This window comes from Rhodococcus sp. B10 (genome assembly GCF_011770055.1).
GTDB lineage: Bacteria > Actinomycetota > Actinomycetes > Mycobacteriales > Mycobacteriaceae > Rhodococcoides > Rhodococcoides kyotonensis_B.
This window is the reverse complement of the sequence record NZ_JAAFYV010000014.1, coordinates 18,057-33,158: the sequence shown is the minus strand read 5'-3', so window position 1 is coordinate 33,158 and position 15,102 is coordinate 18,057. Positions and strand designations below refer to the sequence as shown.

The 15,102-nt window shown below is 64.6% G+C and carries 13 protein-coding genes and 2 tRNA genes; 2 read left to right on the top strand and 13 right to left on the bottom strand.

Features of this window, described 5'->3' with window-relative positions; all coding sequences use genetic code 11:
* Positions 1-6 precede the first annotated feature (6 nt).
* Positions 7-534 (bottom strand): peptidylprolyl isomerase, encoded by a 528-nt coding sequence (locus RhoFasB10_RS11385; RefSeq protein WP_068429666.1) that lies wholly within the window; start codon positions 532-534, stop codon positions 7-9.
* A 78-nt stretch (positions 535-612) separates the two neighbouring features.
* Here RhoFasB10_RS11385 and RhoFasB10_RS11380 point away from each other — a divergent pair, with 78 nt between their 5' ends.
* Entirely contained in the window at positions 613-981 is a 369-nt protein-coding gene (locus RhoFasB10_RS11380; protein WP_167676466.1) for a hypothetical protein, read from the top strand.
* 20 nt (positions 982-1,001) lie between these two features.
* Here the strand turns inward: RhoFasB10_RS11380 and RhoFasB10_RS11375 are convergent, their stop codons facing one another.
* Positions 1,002-2,585: an alpha/beta hydrolase gene (locus tag RhoFasB10_RS11375; RefSeq protein WP_167676464.1), complete on the bottom strand. Its 1,584-nt coding sequence runs from the start codon at positions 2,583-2,585 to the stop codon at positions 1,002-1,004.
* Between the two features lie 130 nt (positions 2,586-2,715).
* A complete protein-coding gene (locus RhoFasB10_RS11370) occupies positions 2,716-3,717 on the bottom strand; it encodes a GGDEF domain-containing protein (protein ID WP_346764381.1) in 1,002 nt (333 codons plus the stop codon).
* Positions 3,718-4,195: 478 nt separating this feature from the next.
* Between RhoFasB10_RS11370 and RhoFasB10_RS11365 the strand changes: the two genes are divergently transcribed.
* Entirely contained in the window at positions 4,196-4,336 is a 141-nt protein-coding gene (locus tag RhoFasB10_RS11365; RefSeq protein ID WP_157105391.1) for a hypothetical protein, read from the top strand.
* Positions 4,337-4,429: 93 nt separating this feature from the next.
* Here RhoFasB10_RS11365 and RhoFasB10_RS11360 read toward each other — a convergent pair.
* The 10 genes from RhoFasB10_RS11360 to recF form a co-directional block, all read right to left on the bottom strand.
* A tRNA-Ala gene (locus tag RhoFasB10_RS11360) sits at positions 4,430-4,502 on the bottom strand.
* Between the two features lie 52 nt (positions 4,503-4,554).
* Entirely contained in the window at positions 4,555-4,665 is a 111-nt protein-coding gene (locus RhoFasB10_RS26640) for a DLW-39 family protein (protein ID WP_217266276.1), read from the bottom strand.
* 29 nt (positions 4,666-4,694) lie between these two features.
* Positions 4,695-4,768 (bottom strand) — tRNA-Ile (locus RhoFasB10_RS11355).
* 111 nt (positions 4,769-4,879) lie between these two features.
* The gene (locus RhoFasB10_RS26790; RefSeq protein WP_346764380.1) at positions 4,880-6,208 is read right to left on the bottom strand and encodes a DUF3566 domain-containing protein; all 1,329 of its coding nucleotides are present in this window, start codon (positions 6,206-6,208) and stop codon (positions 4,880-4,882) included.
* Positions 6,208-8,757, bottom strand: coding sequence for a DNA gyrase subunit A (gyrA, locus tag RhoFasB10_RS11345; protein ID WP_068429654.1), 2,550 nt, complete (start codon positions 8,755-8,757; stop codon positions 6,208-6,210). Before gyrA ends, RhoFasB10_RS26790 begins: the two co-directional genes overlap by 1 nt.
* Before the next feature lie 50 nt (positions 8,758-8,807).
* Complete coding sequence (gene gyrB / locus RhoFasB10_RS11340; protein WP_167676462.1) at positions 8,808-10,853, bottom strand: DNA topoisomerase (ATP-hydrolyzing) subunit B; 2,046 nt, start codon at positions 10,851-10,853, stop codon at positions 8,808-8,810.
* Between the two features lie 294 nt (positions 10,854-11,147).
* Positions 11,148-12,242, bottom strand: coding sequence for a PDR/VanB family oxidoreductase (locus RhoFasB10_RS11335; protein ID WP_240931041.1), 1,095 nt, complete (start codon positions 12,240-12,242; stop codon positions 11,148-11,150).
* 34 nt (positions 12,243-12,276) lie between these two features.
* Positions 12,277-13,164: a metal-dependent hydrolase gene (locus RhoFasB10_RS11330; protein ID WP_167676458.1), complete on the bottom strand. Its 888-nt coding sequence runs from the start codon at positions 13,162-13,164 to the stop codon at positions 12,277-12,279.
* A 160-nt stretch (positions 13,165-13,324) separates the two neighbouring features.
* Complete coding sequence (locus RhoFasB10_RS11325) at positions 13,325-13,882, bottom strand: DUF721 family protein (RefSeq protein ID WP_167676456.1); 558 nt, start codon at positions 13,880-13,882, stop codon at positions 13,325-13,327.
* Positions 13,879-15,099 (bottom strand): DNA replication/repair protein RecF, encoded by a 1,221-nt coding sequence (gene recF, locus RhoFasB10_RS11320; RefSeq protein WP_167676454.1) that lies wholly within the window; start codon positions 15,097-15,099, stop codon positions 13,879-13,881. The genes RhoFasB10_RS11325 and recF overlap by 4 nt, the downstream gene beginning before the upstream one ends.
* Positions 15,100-15,102 lie beyond the last annotated feature (3 nt).

The following is a 15,102-nucleotide window of genomic DNA, read 5'->3' as shown; positions in this document are numbered from 1 at the left end:
AAACCGTCAGGAAATCGTGATGCTGTTGATCTTGACCTCGTCCACCGGGCGGTCGCCGCGGCCGACAGCGGTACCGGAGATCTCGTCGACGACCTTCTTCGACGCCTCGTCGGTGACCTCGCCGAAGATGGTGTGCCGACGGTTCAGGTGGGGCGTCTTCACCGTGGTGATGAAGAACTGCGAGCCGTTGGTGCCCGGGCCCGCGTTGGCCATGGCCAGCAGGTAGGGACGGTCGAACGACAGTTCCGGGTGGAACTCGTCGCCGAACTTGTAGCCCGGTCCGCCGGTTCCGGTGCCCGTCGGGTCGCCGCCCTGGATCATGAAGTTGTCGATGACGCGGTGGAAGATCGCGCCGTCGTAGAACGGGCCGGAGTTTCCGCCGGACGCGTTGGTGGTCGTGTACTCCTTCGAGCCGTCGGCGAGGCCGACGAAGTTCTCGACCGTCTTCGGCGCGTGATTGCCGAACAGTTCGATGACGATGTCGCCGCGGTTGGTGTGCAGCGTTGCCGTGGATGTCTTGTTTGGTGAAGTCACACCACCATCGTGCCATTGTCGCCGCTCCTCGTGGCCGGGTGCCGGGGCATGACTGCCTCCATATGGAACAGTGGTGTCATGACCAGCACATCGAAGGTTCGCGACGTCGCCGTCGGCACGGGTGGCAATTTGCTGCATGCTGCGAGGATCGCCAGCACCGGACCTGCCGGTATCGGTGCCGCAGTCGCTACGCGGGGCTATTCGATCGCCCGCACCGAACTCGCGCGTCGGAAGAAGGCGAAGAAGCAGAAGGCACGGTCGACGGCGGGTGTGTCCCGACGGACTCGCCGCCTGGTCGTCTTCGGAACCTTGTTCGGTGCTGCAGCAGGTGCGGCCTTTCTCGCCACCAAGCGTCGACGGACCGTCCAGCCTCCCGCCGACGCGCCGCCCAGCCTGTCCGATTACGCCAATGACACCCCACGCATCGTCGAGACACCGCAGGTCTGAACGGGTCATTCCTGCGGGCTTCACTCCCGGCTCCAGTCCAGTCCTGCAACCACCCGAGCAATCGCGTGCTGCGATGTCGTGCCGTCGGTGAAGTAGTCGCTGTGTCCGTCCGATGCGCGCAGGTCGCCTGCTGCCGTGGTGGGCAACTCCTCGACGCCTGCGAGCTCGCTCGGATCGGCACCGAACACACCGAGATCGACGACGACGTCGCCGGCCGCCTCGCCGACGTGGATGTGTCCAGGCGGGATCGACAGTTCGTGCACGGTCCCGACGCCGAGGCCCGGCGAGCCCACCGAGACGAACTCGTCGACACCGGTCGCCGACGCGTCGCGCACCGCATGTGCCGCGGTCAGCGAACCGTACGAGTGTCCGAGCAGCGACAGGTGCGGGTCGCTGCGTCTCGACGCGTCGAGGCCGTCGAGGAACGTGGTGAGCCTGGCACCACCTGCGACGGCAGCGCCTGCGCCGGCGACGGAACGGTTCGGGTCGAACAGACTCCACCCGGTGTGTGGCGTCGAGTAATTCATCCACGTCACCACCGCGGCCGTGTCGTTCGACGGAAGCTGTTGTCGGACAGCTTTTTCGAGGGCATCCATGTCGCCGTCGTACCGAATCATGTCGCTCTGCACGTCGGAGTTCATTCCCGGGACGAACACCGCTACATGGGTTGCCGTGTCGACGTCACCCACCGCGACAGCGGCCAACGTGTCGTCGGCGGAGTGATTGTCGAGCACCAGCAGTTGCCTGTTTCCCTTCGCAAGAGTGGTCGCGACGGCGTCCAACGCGCCCAGTCTCTTCTCGGTCTGCGCGAGCCCTGCGTCGGCGTTGCTGAAAGCTCCTCCGAACGTGTTGCCCTGCAATTCTTTTCGTAGTTCCTCGAGGACTCCTGCGAGCCGTGTTCGCTCCTGGGCAAGCACGCGACGGTTCGCGGCGTCGCGAACGTGGGCCGGAATCCCGTCGAGATTGCCCAGCAGTTCCGGTCGACGCACCAGGAGTTCGGTCCGTTCGGCCTGAGTCGCCGCGTCCCAGAAAGCTGCGTTGGCCGCCGGCGTTCCGGGCATCGGAGGGTCCACTGTGGCCGGCCCCGTCCGATCCTCGCCGTTCTCGCACCGGTTCAACGACTCTGCTGTACGTCCGTCCAATTCCTCTGCCCGAGCGAGCAATGCGACGGCTCGTTCCTCGAGCTCCCGCCGAATCCGCAGCCGGTCGCGGGCGATACCCCAGGCATCAGCGGCAGCACTCGTGTACACCGGAAGGCCGTCGACCACGGTGCCGTCGGAACCGATGGACATCGACGTGCCGTCCGCGTCGGCTGCGCACTCACGGACCGCATGCGTCAGCGGATACATCGCGATGGCCATCTCGTCCAGGCATCGGCCGACGGCGTTCAGCACTCGGGCACGTTCTCCGACATCGCTTTCGAGACCGTTCATCGCCGCACGGGCAGCATCTGCGGCCGGACCGTGCCAGTCGAGCTGTTTCAGTAACCCGGCCAGATCCATACTCCGGTCGTCCATGGATCTCGACGAGTCACGGATGCGCCGGGCGAGAATGCCGACCTCCGACGGATTCCAGTTACGAACATCCCCCCACGCCAACGACATGCCGCCCCCGCTCGATCGCCCACCTCGCGCCTCGACGGATGTGCCGACGCATCACGACAATTGAACCGCGAGCCGCGACCGCGACGTGAAATTCATCCACAGACTGTGGATGAATTCTGTGGAGCAAGCGTCAGCGCGCTATTCTCCACTCCGAATCGTCGGAGCCCGGCATTTCGGTCCGTGACGCCTTCTGTGCCCGCGATGGGCGAGCACGCTTGGCGCGGTAGAGATCGGCGTCGGCCGCACGGTAGACGTCCACCCAGCGTCGCGTAGCAGGCATGCACACCAGTCCCACGCTCCACTCGGCGCGATGTGCCCGTCGTAGACGGTCGATGATCTGCCAGGCCTCTGCCTCGAGAACGCCTGGCATGAACAACACGAACTCGTCTCCCCCGAGCCGTCCCAACACATCGCGACGACTGATCTCCGCCTTCCACGCTTTCGACACCCTGGACAACAAGACGTCGCCGGCGATGTGGCCGTACTCGTCGTTGATCTCTTTGAAATTGTCCAGATCCAGAACTGCGACACTGACGGACAATCCGCGGCTTGCGCACGCGGGCAACATCTTCTCGACTTTGGACTCGAACCCGAAGCGATTGAGGAGACCGGTCAGCGTGTCGTGTGTCGCCGAAAAACGCATACGACGTGCGAACGCGCCGAAAACCTCTGTAGCGCCGACGATTCCGAGTGCGACGAGGACGTAGATGACGAACGACGAGTCGAACGGACTGGCTGCAGCGCCCACGACTGCCGATATCGCGAGGACCGCCACCCATCCGCCGGCGTTACGCTCCGACCAGAACGCACCGATGTGCATGCCCAAGAAGATCGCAGCCTGGACGCAGATCAGGAAAGCAGGAAGCGTCACGACTGCGGAGAACGACGACGTCAACGCAACGATCGCGAGAAACGTCACGACGCCGATGGTTCGCTTGGGGCTCGGCGGGTTCGATCGAACGAGAACGACGGCTGCGGCCGTTCCGCACAGTGCGGACACCACGACCGCCGTGCGACCCCACGCGCCCAACATCGACCACGACGCGCTTCCCGCCGCCGCGTACAGAAGGGTCGACCCGGCCACGAACACGAACAGAGTTACTCCGGCCTCGTCGAATCTGGGCCTGATCACGCGTGGAGCAACCTTGCCACGGATTCCCCGGTACCGAGGCGGACAGCTGATGCGAGCAGAATTCGACCCGGCACGGCCCACCTCCCCATGAACACCACGTACTACCGACGTCGTGCGGGACTGTAACACCTTCGGCCGACTTTCCGGATGCGTAGTCAACGGATCGGCCGATGGCACGCGTCCTGGCGTGACGATCAGCCGAACGGCGTCGTCGTGGATACCGATAGTCCATACGTGAATGCACCCCCCTGCGGCGCATTCACGTCGGACGATTTCTGGTACTTACCGAAGAGTAGGGCCCAGACGGTGTGCGGGCACGCTACACAGCCGAAGACTGGGCATTTCGACACACCCGCCTACCCGCGTCTTGGCATCTCTCACAGTCCAGGAAAGACCTGCGCAGATGATGGCAGTTTTTCGACGTACATTGTCATCACTGCCACTGTTCGACCGTTTTCGCAGCACAGACACTCTAAGCATGACAACTTTCATCGCCCTCGTGATCGTCATGGTCTTCCTTCACGTCGTCACGACGACGTACATCCGACACGGACGGTCGCAGTCCGTCCGTGACCTCTGGGACAGCCCGTACCGCTACAACTGGTTCCGGGAGAGCTGACGGATCAGGCGCCACGTGCCACCACACAGTAAGGACGTTGCACAGACACGAAAAAGGCGTCCGATCCGTGCGGATCGAACGCCTTCTTCTTTGTGGAGCCTAGGAGATTCGAACTCCTGACATCTGCCTTGCAAAGGCAGCGCTCTACCAACTGAGCTAAGGCCCCGGGTCGTGCCGGACAAGCGAACAACAGCTTACACGCTTGCAACCAACGGACGTCAGGCGGCTGTAACTTCGTGCCAGACACCGTCTCCCGCACGCTGTGCGCGTACCTTCGACACTGTCACGATCGCTGCTACTGCCGCGCCGACGAGAACGAGAATCTTCACAGAATCTCACCTCTTCGTCTCGCTCGGTGTGGGCCTAGGAGGACTTGAACCTCCGACCTCTTCCTTATCAGGGAAGCGCTCTAACCGCCTGAGCTATAGGCCCGTGTACCTCGGTGACCGGAATGATTTCTCTTTCCGAACCGAGGAGAGAGATTACCGTATCGAACCGCCGTACTCCAAAACGGCCCGATACGGTGCCTCTCACCTGCGCATTTCAGTCCCGGTCGGCCAGTGTCACTTCGACACCGCCCACCAGGTCGGACGACAGGTTGTAGATGAACGCCCCGATCGTCGTCAGCGCCGTGAACAGGATGACGTTGATCACACCGATGACCGCTGCATACCCGAACACCTGTCCGGCGCTGACGAGTCCGCCGCCACCGGATTCGTTGACGATCTCGGTGAAGGCACTGTTCAACCTGTCCCAGACGCCCATGCCGTCGAGAACCGCGTACAGCAGCCCGACCGCGACCATCCAGACGAAGAACAACGACACCGCGATTACGAGCGAGATCTTGAGCGTCGACCAGGGATCGATCTTGCGCAGCTGAACCGTCGCACGCAGCGACTCACCCTCGGGTCGTGCGGCGACGAGGGCAGGCGCTGCGACGGCAGACTGCTTCTCGGAGCCGGACTCCGGGTGGCGAACCGCGGACAGATCCGGCATGTCCTTGGCCAGATCCTTGCGCTCGATGTGACGAGTCGGACCGTCGATGACCGCTGCCTTCGACTTCGCGGCCTCACGGCGCTGTGTCTTGGCGTCGGCGTCCTCGGCGACCGCCGGGTAGGCGGCCGTCCGATCCGCTGCGGCCGCGGAGACCTGCCCGCCGGTGGGCAACGATCCACCACGGTTCGACAGGTTGGTCTGCGGCGTGCTCTGCGGCGCGGACGCATCGGCCGGCTCCTGACGCTGCGTGCGCTGCCACGGCGGAGACTGCACAGCACCGTTGGTCGGCACCTGCTGGGTCTCGTTCGCCCGCAGAGGGTCACGGGGACGACTCTGTTCCGGCGTGGGTGCCGACGCGGAAGGCGACTGCGGGGCGCGCTTCTCGGGCTGACCGACCGCCGGAGCAGCCTCGGTCGGCGGCTGCTTGTTCGCTGACGGACGGGACGCCGGTGCCTGCTGCGGTGCCGGTGCCTGCTGGGGTGCCTTGGGCGCGGTAGCGCCCTGCTGCGGGCCGGACTGAGCCGCGGGGTGAGCCTGAGTTGCAGGCTGTTCCCGCGTCTGCGGAGTCCGGTCCGACGTCTGTTGCGGCGCCGGGCGAGCGGCCTGCGGGGGCTGCTGGGGACGCTGAGCGGCCGGACCCTGCGCAGGCTGCGGCCCCCGAGGAGGCTGACTCTGCGGGCCGGGACGTCCACCCTGCACCGGCTGTTGGCCCTGCGGAGGTTGTTGCCCTTGCGGAGGCCTCGGTTGCGGCCGAGCACCACCCTGCGGCGGCCCAGCGGGCCGCGATGCCGGTTGCGGCCTCACAGGCTGAGCTTGCTGTTCGGCTCGATCACTCTGCGGACCGGGCGTGCTGCCTGGCCTGTTGGGAGTGCTCACTACGACTCCTTCGATGCATCATCTTCGGTGCTCGTGGTACCCGGCTCGGGCTCGTCTGCTTCGTCTGCGTTGCGGGCGATAGCGAGCAGTGTGTCGCCTTCACCGAGATTCATCAACCGAACGCCCTTCGTCTGCCGGCCCGCCTTGCGTACCTGCTTCGCGGCGGTACGAATGACACCGCCACTCGAGGTGATGGCGTACAGCTCGTCGTCGTCGTCGACGATGAGCGCTCCCACCAGGGTGCCACGCTTCGGGTCGTACTGGATCGTGAGCACACCCTTGCCGCCACGACCCTGAGCCGGGTAGTCCTCCATCGCGGTGCGCTTGGAGTAACCGCCGGACGTCGCGACGAGAAGGTACTTGCCCTCACGGACGACGTTCAGCGACAGCAGCTGGTCGTCACCGTTGAAACGCATGCCCTGGACGCCGGATGTCGCACGACCCATCGGACGCAGAACTTCGTCGGTCGCCGAGAAGCGGATCGACTGCCCCTGTCCGGAGACGAGCAACAGATCGTCGTCGGACGACGCCAACACGGCGCCGACCAGCTCGTCCTCGCCGCGGAGGTTGACGGCGACGATGCCGCCGCTGCGGTTGGAGTCGAAGTCGGTGAGCTTGGACTTCTTCACCAGACCACCCTTGGTGGCCAGCACCAGGTAGGGCGCGTCCTCGTACGTCTTGATCTGGATGACCTGGGCGATACGCTCGTCGGGCTGGAAGGCCAGCAGGTTCGCGACGTGCTGACCGCGTGCGGTGCGGTTTGCCTCGGGCAGCTCGTATGCCTTCGCGCGGTAGACGCGGCCCTTCGTGGTGAAGAACAGAATCCAGTCGTGCGTCGAGCACACGAAGAACTTGCTGACGATGTCGTCCTGCTTGAGACCTGCGCCCTGGACCCCCTTGCCGCCGCGCTTCTGCGAGCGGTACAGATCGGTCTTGGTGCGCTTGGCGTACCCGGTCTCGGTGATGGTGACGACGACGTTCTCGCGAGCGATCAAGTCCTCGTCGCTGACGTCTCCGTCGTTGGCGATGATGCGGGTACGACGGTCGTCGCCGTACTTCTCCACGATCTCGGCGAGCTCGTCGCGCACGATCTGACGCTGGCGCTCGGGCTTGGCGAGGATGTCCTGCAGGTCCGCGATCTCACGCTCGATCTCGGCCAACTCGTCGATGATCTTCTGACGCTCGAGGGCTGCGAGACGACGCAGCTGCATCGCGAGGATGGCGTCGGCCTGGATGGTGTCGACGTCGAGCAGCTCGATCAAACCGGTCCGTGCCGCGTCCACGTCGGGCGAGCGACGGATCAGGGCGATGACCTCGTCCAGCGCGTCGAGAGCCTTGACCAGACCGCGCAGGATGTGGGCCCGCTCTTCGGCCTTGCGCAGGCGGTAGCGCGTGCGCCGAATGATGACGTCGAGCTGATGAGCCACGTAGTAGCGGATCATCTGATCGAGACGCAGCGTGCGCGGAACACCGTCGACGATCGACAGCATGTTCGCGCCGAAGCTCGTCTGCAGCTGCGAATGCTTGTAGAGGTTGTTCAGCACGACCTTGGCGACGGCGTCACGCTTGATGGTGACGACGATGCGCATGCCGACGCGGTCGGAGGACTCGTCGTCGATCTTCGAGATGCCGGCGAGCTTTCCGTCGCGGACCTGCTCGGCGATCGAGGTGATCAGGTTGTCCGGGTTGACCTGGTACGGCAACTCGGTGATGACGATCGTGGTGCGGCCGTTCGAGTCCTCTTCGATCTCGACGACGCCGCGCATGCGAATCGAGCCGCGGCCGGTCGAGTACGCGTCCTGGATGCCCTGGTTGCCGACGATGAGACCGTGCGTCGGGAAGTCCGGGCCCTTGACGCGTTCCATGCACGCGGCGAGCGTGGCTTCCTCGTCGGCCTCGTGGTTGTCGAGGGCCCAGAACACGGCCTCGCCGAGTTCGCGCAGGTTGTGCGGAGGAATGTTGGTGGCCATACCGACGGCGATGCCGTTGGAGCCGTTCATCAACAGGTTCGGCACACGCGACGGAAGTACCGTCGGCTCCTGGGTCTTGCCGTCGTAGTTGGGGATGAAGTCGACGGTTTCCTCGTCGATGTCGCGCAGCATCTCCATCGCGAGCGGCGTCAGACGGGCCTCGGTGTATCGCATGGCGGCGGGTCCGTCGTTGCCGCGTGACCCGAAGTTGCCCTGACCGTCGACGAGCGGGTACCGCATCGACCACGGCTGGGCGAGACGCACGAGCGCGTCGTAGATCGAGGTGTCACCGTGCGGGTGATAGTTACCCATCGTTTCGGCAACGGGCCGAGCGGATTTCACGTAGCTACGGTCGGGGCGGAAGCCCGAGTCGTACATCGCGTAGAGGACGCGGCGGTGCACCGGCTTGAGGCCGTCGCGCACCTCGGGCAGCGCGCGGCCGACGATGACGCTCATCGCGTAGTCGATGTAACTACGCTGCATCTCCTGCTGAATGTCGACCGGATCGATCCGGTCTCCGCCCTCGGCGTTCGTCGTCTGTCCGGGAGGCCCGACAGGAGGCTCGGTGGTATCCGACATCAAATTCTCCTTGAATCAAAGATAGTGCGTGGCAACAGGTTTCGAGCGCGCTACACGTCCAGGAACCGAACGTCCTTGGCGTTGCGTGCGATGAAACTGCGTCGGGCACTGACGTCTTCACCCATCAGGACGCTGAAGAGCTCGTCCGCGGCAGCCGCGTCGTCGAGCGTGACCAGACGCAACACACGGACCGCCGGGTCCATCGTGGTCTCCCACAGCTCTTTCGCGTTCATCTCGCCGAGACCTTTGTAGCGCTGGACGCCGTCGTCGACGTTGATCTTGCGCTTGTTCGCCAGGCCGGCTTCGAGCAGGCCGTCACGCTCACGGTCGGAATACGCGTAGTCGGGCTCGCCGCGGTTCCACTTGATCTTGTAGAGCGGCGGCATCGCGAGGTAGACGTGGCCGTGCTCGATGAGCGGACGCATGAAGCGGAACAACAGCGTCATCAGCAGAGTCGAGATGTGCTGACCGTCGACATCGGCGTCGGCCATCAGCACGATCTTGTGATACCGCAGCTTGCTGATGTCGAACTCGTCGTGAATGCCGGTTCCGAAGGCCGTGATGATGGACTGCACTTCGTTGTTCTTCAGCACACGGTCGATGCGCGCCTTCTCGACGTTGATGATCTTTCCGCGCAGCGGCAGGATCGCCTGGAACATCGAGTCGCGGCCCGACTTCGCGGAGCCTCCTGCGGAATCGCCCTCCACGATGTAGATCTCGGACTTCGCCGGGTCGTTGGAACGGCAGTCGGCGAGCTTGCCGGGCAGGCCACCGATGTCGGTTGCGCTCTTGCGCCGCACCAACTCTCGCGCCTTGCGCGCGGCCATGCGCGCCTGCGCCGACGACACGGCCTTGTTGATGATGGTCTTGGCATCGGCCGGGTTGGACTCGAACCAGTGCGCGAGGTGCTCGTTGCACGCCTTCTGCACGAACGAACGGACCTCGGTGTTGCCGAGCTTGGTCTTGGTCTGACCCTCGAACTGCGGTTCGCCGACGCGTACCGAGATGACGGCCGCGAGCCCTTCGCGGATGTCGTCGCCGGTGAGTTTGCCGTCCTTCTCCTTGACGAGCTTCTTCTCGGCTGCGTACTTGTTGACCGTCGACGTCAGTGCGGTACGGAAGCCCTCTTCGTGGGTACCGCCCTCGTGCGTGTTGATCGTGTTGGCGAACGTGTGGACCGACTCGGAGTACCCGGCGTTCCACTGCATCGCGATCTCGACCTCGTGTCCCTCACCCTTGGCGGTGAAGCCGACGACGGAACCGTGGATCGCGGTCTTGGTCTTGTTGATGTGCTTGACGAAGTCGACGAGGCCGTCGGGGTAGTGGTAAGTGCGCTTCTTGGCCTTGGCGGCCTTGGGCGCCTCGGCCTCTGCCTCTTCTTCGGACGCGGTCTTGGGTGCTTCCGCCGTCTCGGCGAGTTCGTTCTCGCTGGCGTCGGACGCCGCGACCCGCTCGTCGGTGAAGTTGATGGTCAGTCCCTTGTTCAGGAACGCCATCTCCTGCAGGCGACGGTGCACGGTCTCGAAGCTGAAGTCGAGCGTCTCGAAGATCTCGCCGTCGGGCCAGAAGCGGACCGTGGTGCCTGTCGCGTCGGTGTCGCCGACGGTCTCGAGGGGGCCGGGCTTGGCGTAGTCGTACGACTGCTCGTAGCGGTGGCCGTCGCGTGCGATCTGCAGCTCCACCTTGGTGGACAGCGCGTTGACGACCGAGATGCCGACGCCGTGCAGACCCCCGGACACCGCGTAGGAGTCCGAGTCGAACTTTCCGCCTGCATGCAGCTGGGTCATGACGACCTCGACGGTGGGAACACCGGACGCGTGCGTGGCGACGGGGATGCCACGGCCGTCGTCGACGACCTCGACGCTGCCGTCGTCGTGAATGGTGACGTCGACGGTGGTGGCGTATCCGGCCATCGCCTCGTCGACGGAGTTGTCGACGACTTCCCAGATCAAGTGGTGCAGGCCGCGCTCACCGGTGGAACCGATGTACATACCGGGCCGCTTACGAACTGCTTCCAGTCCCTCGAGGACGGTGATCGACGAAGCGCCGTAGTCCTTGTTCTGAGTCTCGCTCTTACCTGACTTCTGGGCGGCCACGGTTCGGTCGTTCTCCTTTACGCGTCTTCACTCCCCCTCGCACCATCGGTGCTACCGCGCTCGCACCATGGCAGGTGCCACCGCACGGACGCTCGCGTTCCCCCTGATGTCCACGGACATGGACACCCGGTTCGGCGCGGTAGATCCGAAGGGCTTCTCTGTTACCGGTCCATACTACTGGTACGCACCGACAGGAGGGGGACGATGACACCCCGAAAAGCCCCCTGAAAGCCTCTCTGAGGGATTTTCTCAGCATCCGTCGACAAAGATGGACGGTGAAACCGTGTCGAACGGCTAGAGGTCCAGCACGATCCTTCCGCCCTTCGAGCGGGAGACGCAGATCAACATTTCGCGACCGCGCTCCTCCGGCGTCAGTCTGTCGTCGCGGTGCTCCGGGGTGCCGTGCAGCACCCGAACCCGACACGTTCCGCAGAATCCTTGCCGACAGGAATAGGCGACGTCCGGCTTGACCTCTCGAATCGCCTGCAGCGCAGTCGTATCCGCCGGCACAGTCACCACCGTTCCGGATTCCACCAACTGAACCTCGAATTCGACACCGCCCCGAACGGGTGGCGGGGAGAAGCGTTCGAAGTACAGGTGGGTCGCGCGAGAGTCGTCGAATGCCGTCCTCACGGTGTCGATCATCGGCGGCGGGCCACAGCAGTACACCGCGCCACCCGTCAGGTCGTGCAGCAGAGACGAGCCGATCTGCACACCGTCGACGTCGTCCGTGAAGACCGTCACACGCTTCGAGTTCCACGACTCGATCTCGTCGAGAAACGGCAACGATGCACGCGAGCGGCCGCAATAGATCAGACGCCAGTCCATGCCGACGCGTCGGGCAGCACGGACCATCGGCAGAATCGCGGTGATACCGATGCCGCCCGCCACGAACAAGGCCTGCCCCTGCGGCACGAACGGAAACCCGTTACGTGGCCCGAGAACGGTCACCTCGTCGCCCGGCTCGAGGGCATGCATCTCCGTCGACCCACCGCCGCCGTCCGGAACGAGCCGCACCGCAACGGTATACGTGCTGTCCGACGGGTCGCCGCACAGTGAGTACTGGCGACGACGTCCCGACGGCAACCGGACGTCGATGTGCATTCCGGGCGACCACGCCGCGAGCGGGACGCCGTCGGTGGCCGCGAACGTCAATCGAACCACCGGCTGGTCGTCGCACACCACCTCGCGTCGCTCGAGCGTGAGCGACCTCGCGTGCACGACGGCCGGAGCCGCATGCTCGGGCGAGTAGGTACCTGCGTCGAGCAGTGCGAACCATTTGTCGAGCGCGTCGGTGACGAGCGACATCGTCTGGTCCGGAACCGGGTCACCGTACAGATCCGGCGGAATCGTGCGTCCCACCCGAAAGGATTCGACCGCCTTCGTCATGTCGGAGAGCTTGCGTCGAACACCCATCTCGCGCCTATCCTGCAGCCGCTCGTGCCGCGGGCGACGACGCCAGATAGCGCTCCGCCTGTTCGGTCGATCCCTCCTGTGAGGGGTGGTAGTCCGACCGGAAGTACCGCAGCGATGCGCGCAAGACCAGCATGGGCCCGGGAAACAACCCCTTGGCCGTGACCCGCCGGTACCGACGGAACGACGGCCGACGCTTCTTCACCGGCACATTCTGCAACGACGGATCCTGGCTCATCAGGTAGCGCACGCCGCGCGCCCAGAACCACATCAGTGCGGGCGCGATCACCAGATAGGTACGGATCCGCCTGGCCGGTCGGACGTCGAAGTACCGCATCACTTCGTATGCGACACAACGATGTTCGACCTCCTCGGCACCGTGCCAACGCAGCAGATCGAGCATCGTCGGATCGAACTCGACGTCGTCGAGGGCGTCGGCGTTGAGGACCCAGTCGCCGAGAAAAGCCGTGAGATGTTCTACGGCAGCGATCAGGGCGACGCGCTCGACGAGGCTGTTCTGACCGTGGTGCGTCCGGTTGCCGAGTGCGCGTCCGAACAGGAACTGCATCTGCTCGACGTACGGCGTCACGTCGATGCCGTACGCGGTCAGTTGATCGAGAACTTGCGTATGTGCTTGCGCGTGAACGGCTTCCTGTCCGATGAATCCGATGACGTCGTCGCGCAACTGCTCGTCGTGGATCAGGGGCAACGCTTCCTTGAACGTTCTGACGAACCATTCCTCGCCCTCGGGCAGGAGCAGATGCATCACGTTGAACAAGTGCGTCGCGAGGGGATCGCCGTCGACGTAGTGAAGTGGCAGGGACCCCCAATCGAACGCCACGTTCCGCGGCCGGAGAACCACTTTGTCGGACGGTCCTGCTTGCTCGGTCGATGACATGCACTCACCTCGTCTTTGCGAACGTCGGTGGCGCCCCCGCACCGATCTCTCCTGGGGTCGAACGGCACGCTACGCGACAGAGTCGCGCGAAAGCAACCAAGATCACAGTTGACAAGTGCATGTTACCGAGCAGACAACGGTTTCCAGGGAGAAGAACGGTCTATCCGTACGTGTCGCGTGGACCGCGCCCTTTGATGTGGCGTTCGCCCTTCCGCCAGCTCTTGGTGACCGGACCGGTGATCTTCAGGGACGTCACCACACCGTGTCCGACGGCCGCCGCGATCTTGGCCAGGATCTGCGACTGCATCAATCGCAGTTGAGTCGCCCACGCGGTCGACTCGGCAGACACGCTCAGCACGCCGTCCTCGAGTTTCGTCGGAGTGGCGTGCGAGGCGATGTCGTCTCCGACGACGGCCGTCCAGCGTCCCAACACGGTTCCTTCCGCCACCTTGTCGGACCATCCCCGCTTCTTCGCGATCGCGCCGGCCAGCGACCCGAGCGTCTGCGGATCCCGATCGTCGGGACCGGGACCGGACCACCCTCGCTTGCGACGACCGCGGAGCGCGCGAATTCCACCCGACGGCGACGAACGACCCTGTCCGACGGATTTGCCGCTCGCCTTCGCTGCCGCCCGTGCCTCCTCGAGCGCACGACGCGCGAGGTCGACGCCGCGCAGTTCGGGCTGTGGTTCCGGTGCAGCTTCCTGGTCGTCGCTCACGGCGTCACACCTTCGCTCTCGTCGATCGCGCTGATCCTCGACACCCGACCAGTGTCCTCCTGGTGCGCAGCAACTCCCCAGCGGCGCGCCTCGAGCTCCGGGGGTACGTCCTCGGCCACCGCCGCGGTGATCAAGACCTGTTCGGCATCGACGGCAACCCGCGCCAATGCACTACGACGCTTACGATCGAGTTCGGCGAACACGTCGTCGAGCATCAGGACCGGATCCGTGCCCTCCGCGCGAAGCAGACCGAACGACGCCAGTCGGAGCGACAACGCGAAGGACCACGATTCGCCGTGGCTCGCAAAGCCTTTCGCCGGCTGATCGCCCAACGTCAGCTCCAGGTCGTCACGATGCGGTCCGACGAGGCAAACTCCGCGCTCGATCTCGCGCTGACGCATCACCGAAAGTTGATGCAGGAAGGCAGCTTCCAACACGTCGGCGTCGTCCGCCTCGGGAGTGCGTGTCGGATCGGAGAATTCGGGAGGTAGCGCGTCGGCGAGGCTGCTACGGTACCGGATCGCAGCGGGTCGAGACTCCGGCGCGATCGACGAATATGCTTCTGCGACATACGGAGTCAGCTCGTGCACCACACCGATGCGCGACGCCAGCAGCTGCGCACCGTGCGCCGCGAGGTGGCCGTCCCATACATCCAGCGTCGCAAGAGCACTCGCACCATCGCTCGAGGAGGATCCTCGCCGCAACGCACCGCCCGCCGTCTTCAACAACGCCGATCGTTGACGCAGTACCTTGTCGTAATCGCTTCGGACACCGGCCATTCGGGGTCGGCGCGTGGTCATCAGTTCGTCGAGGTAGCGACGTCGGTCACCCGGGTCGCCGCGTACGAGCGACAAGTCCTCGGGCGCGAACAGCACGCTGTGCAGCACACCGAGAATCTCCCGCGGCCGACGCACCGGTGACCGGTTCATGCGCGCCTTGTTCGCCCTGCCGTCCTGGATCTCGACGTCGATCGTCAGCTCACGACCATGATTGACGACGGTTGCGCTCGCGAACGCACGATCCGCACCCGCTCTGATCAGCGGCGCGTCCGACGAGACACGATGCGAGGACAGCGTCGCCAGATATCCGAGCGACTCGAGCAGGTTCGTCTTGCCGTGCCCGTTCGGCCCGACGAACACCGTCGAACCCGGCTCGAGTTCGACGGTGGCGTCGTCCCACGATCGGAAATCACGCAGGGAGAAAGAACGAACGAACAAGGC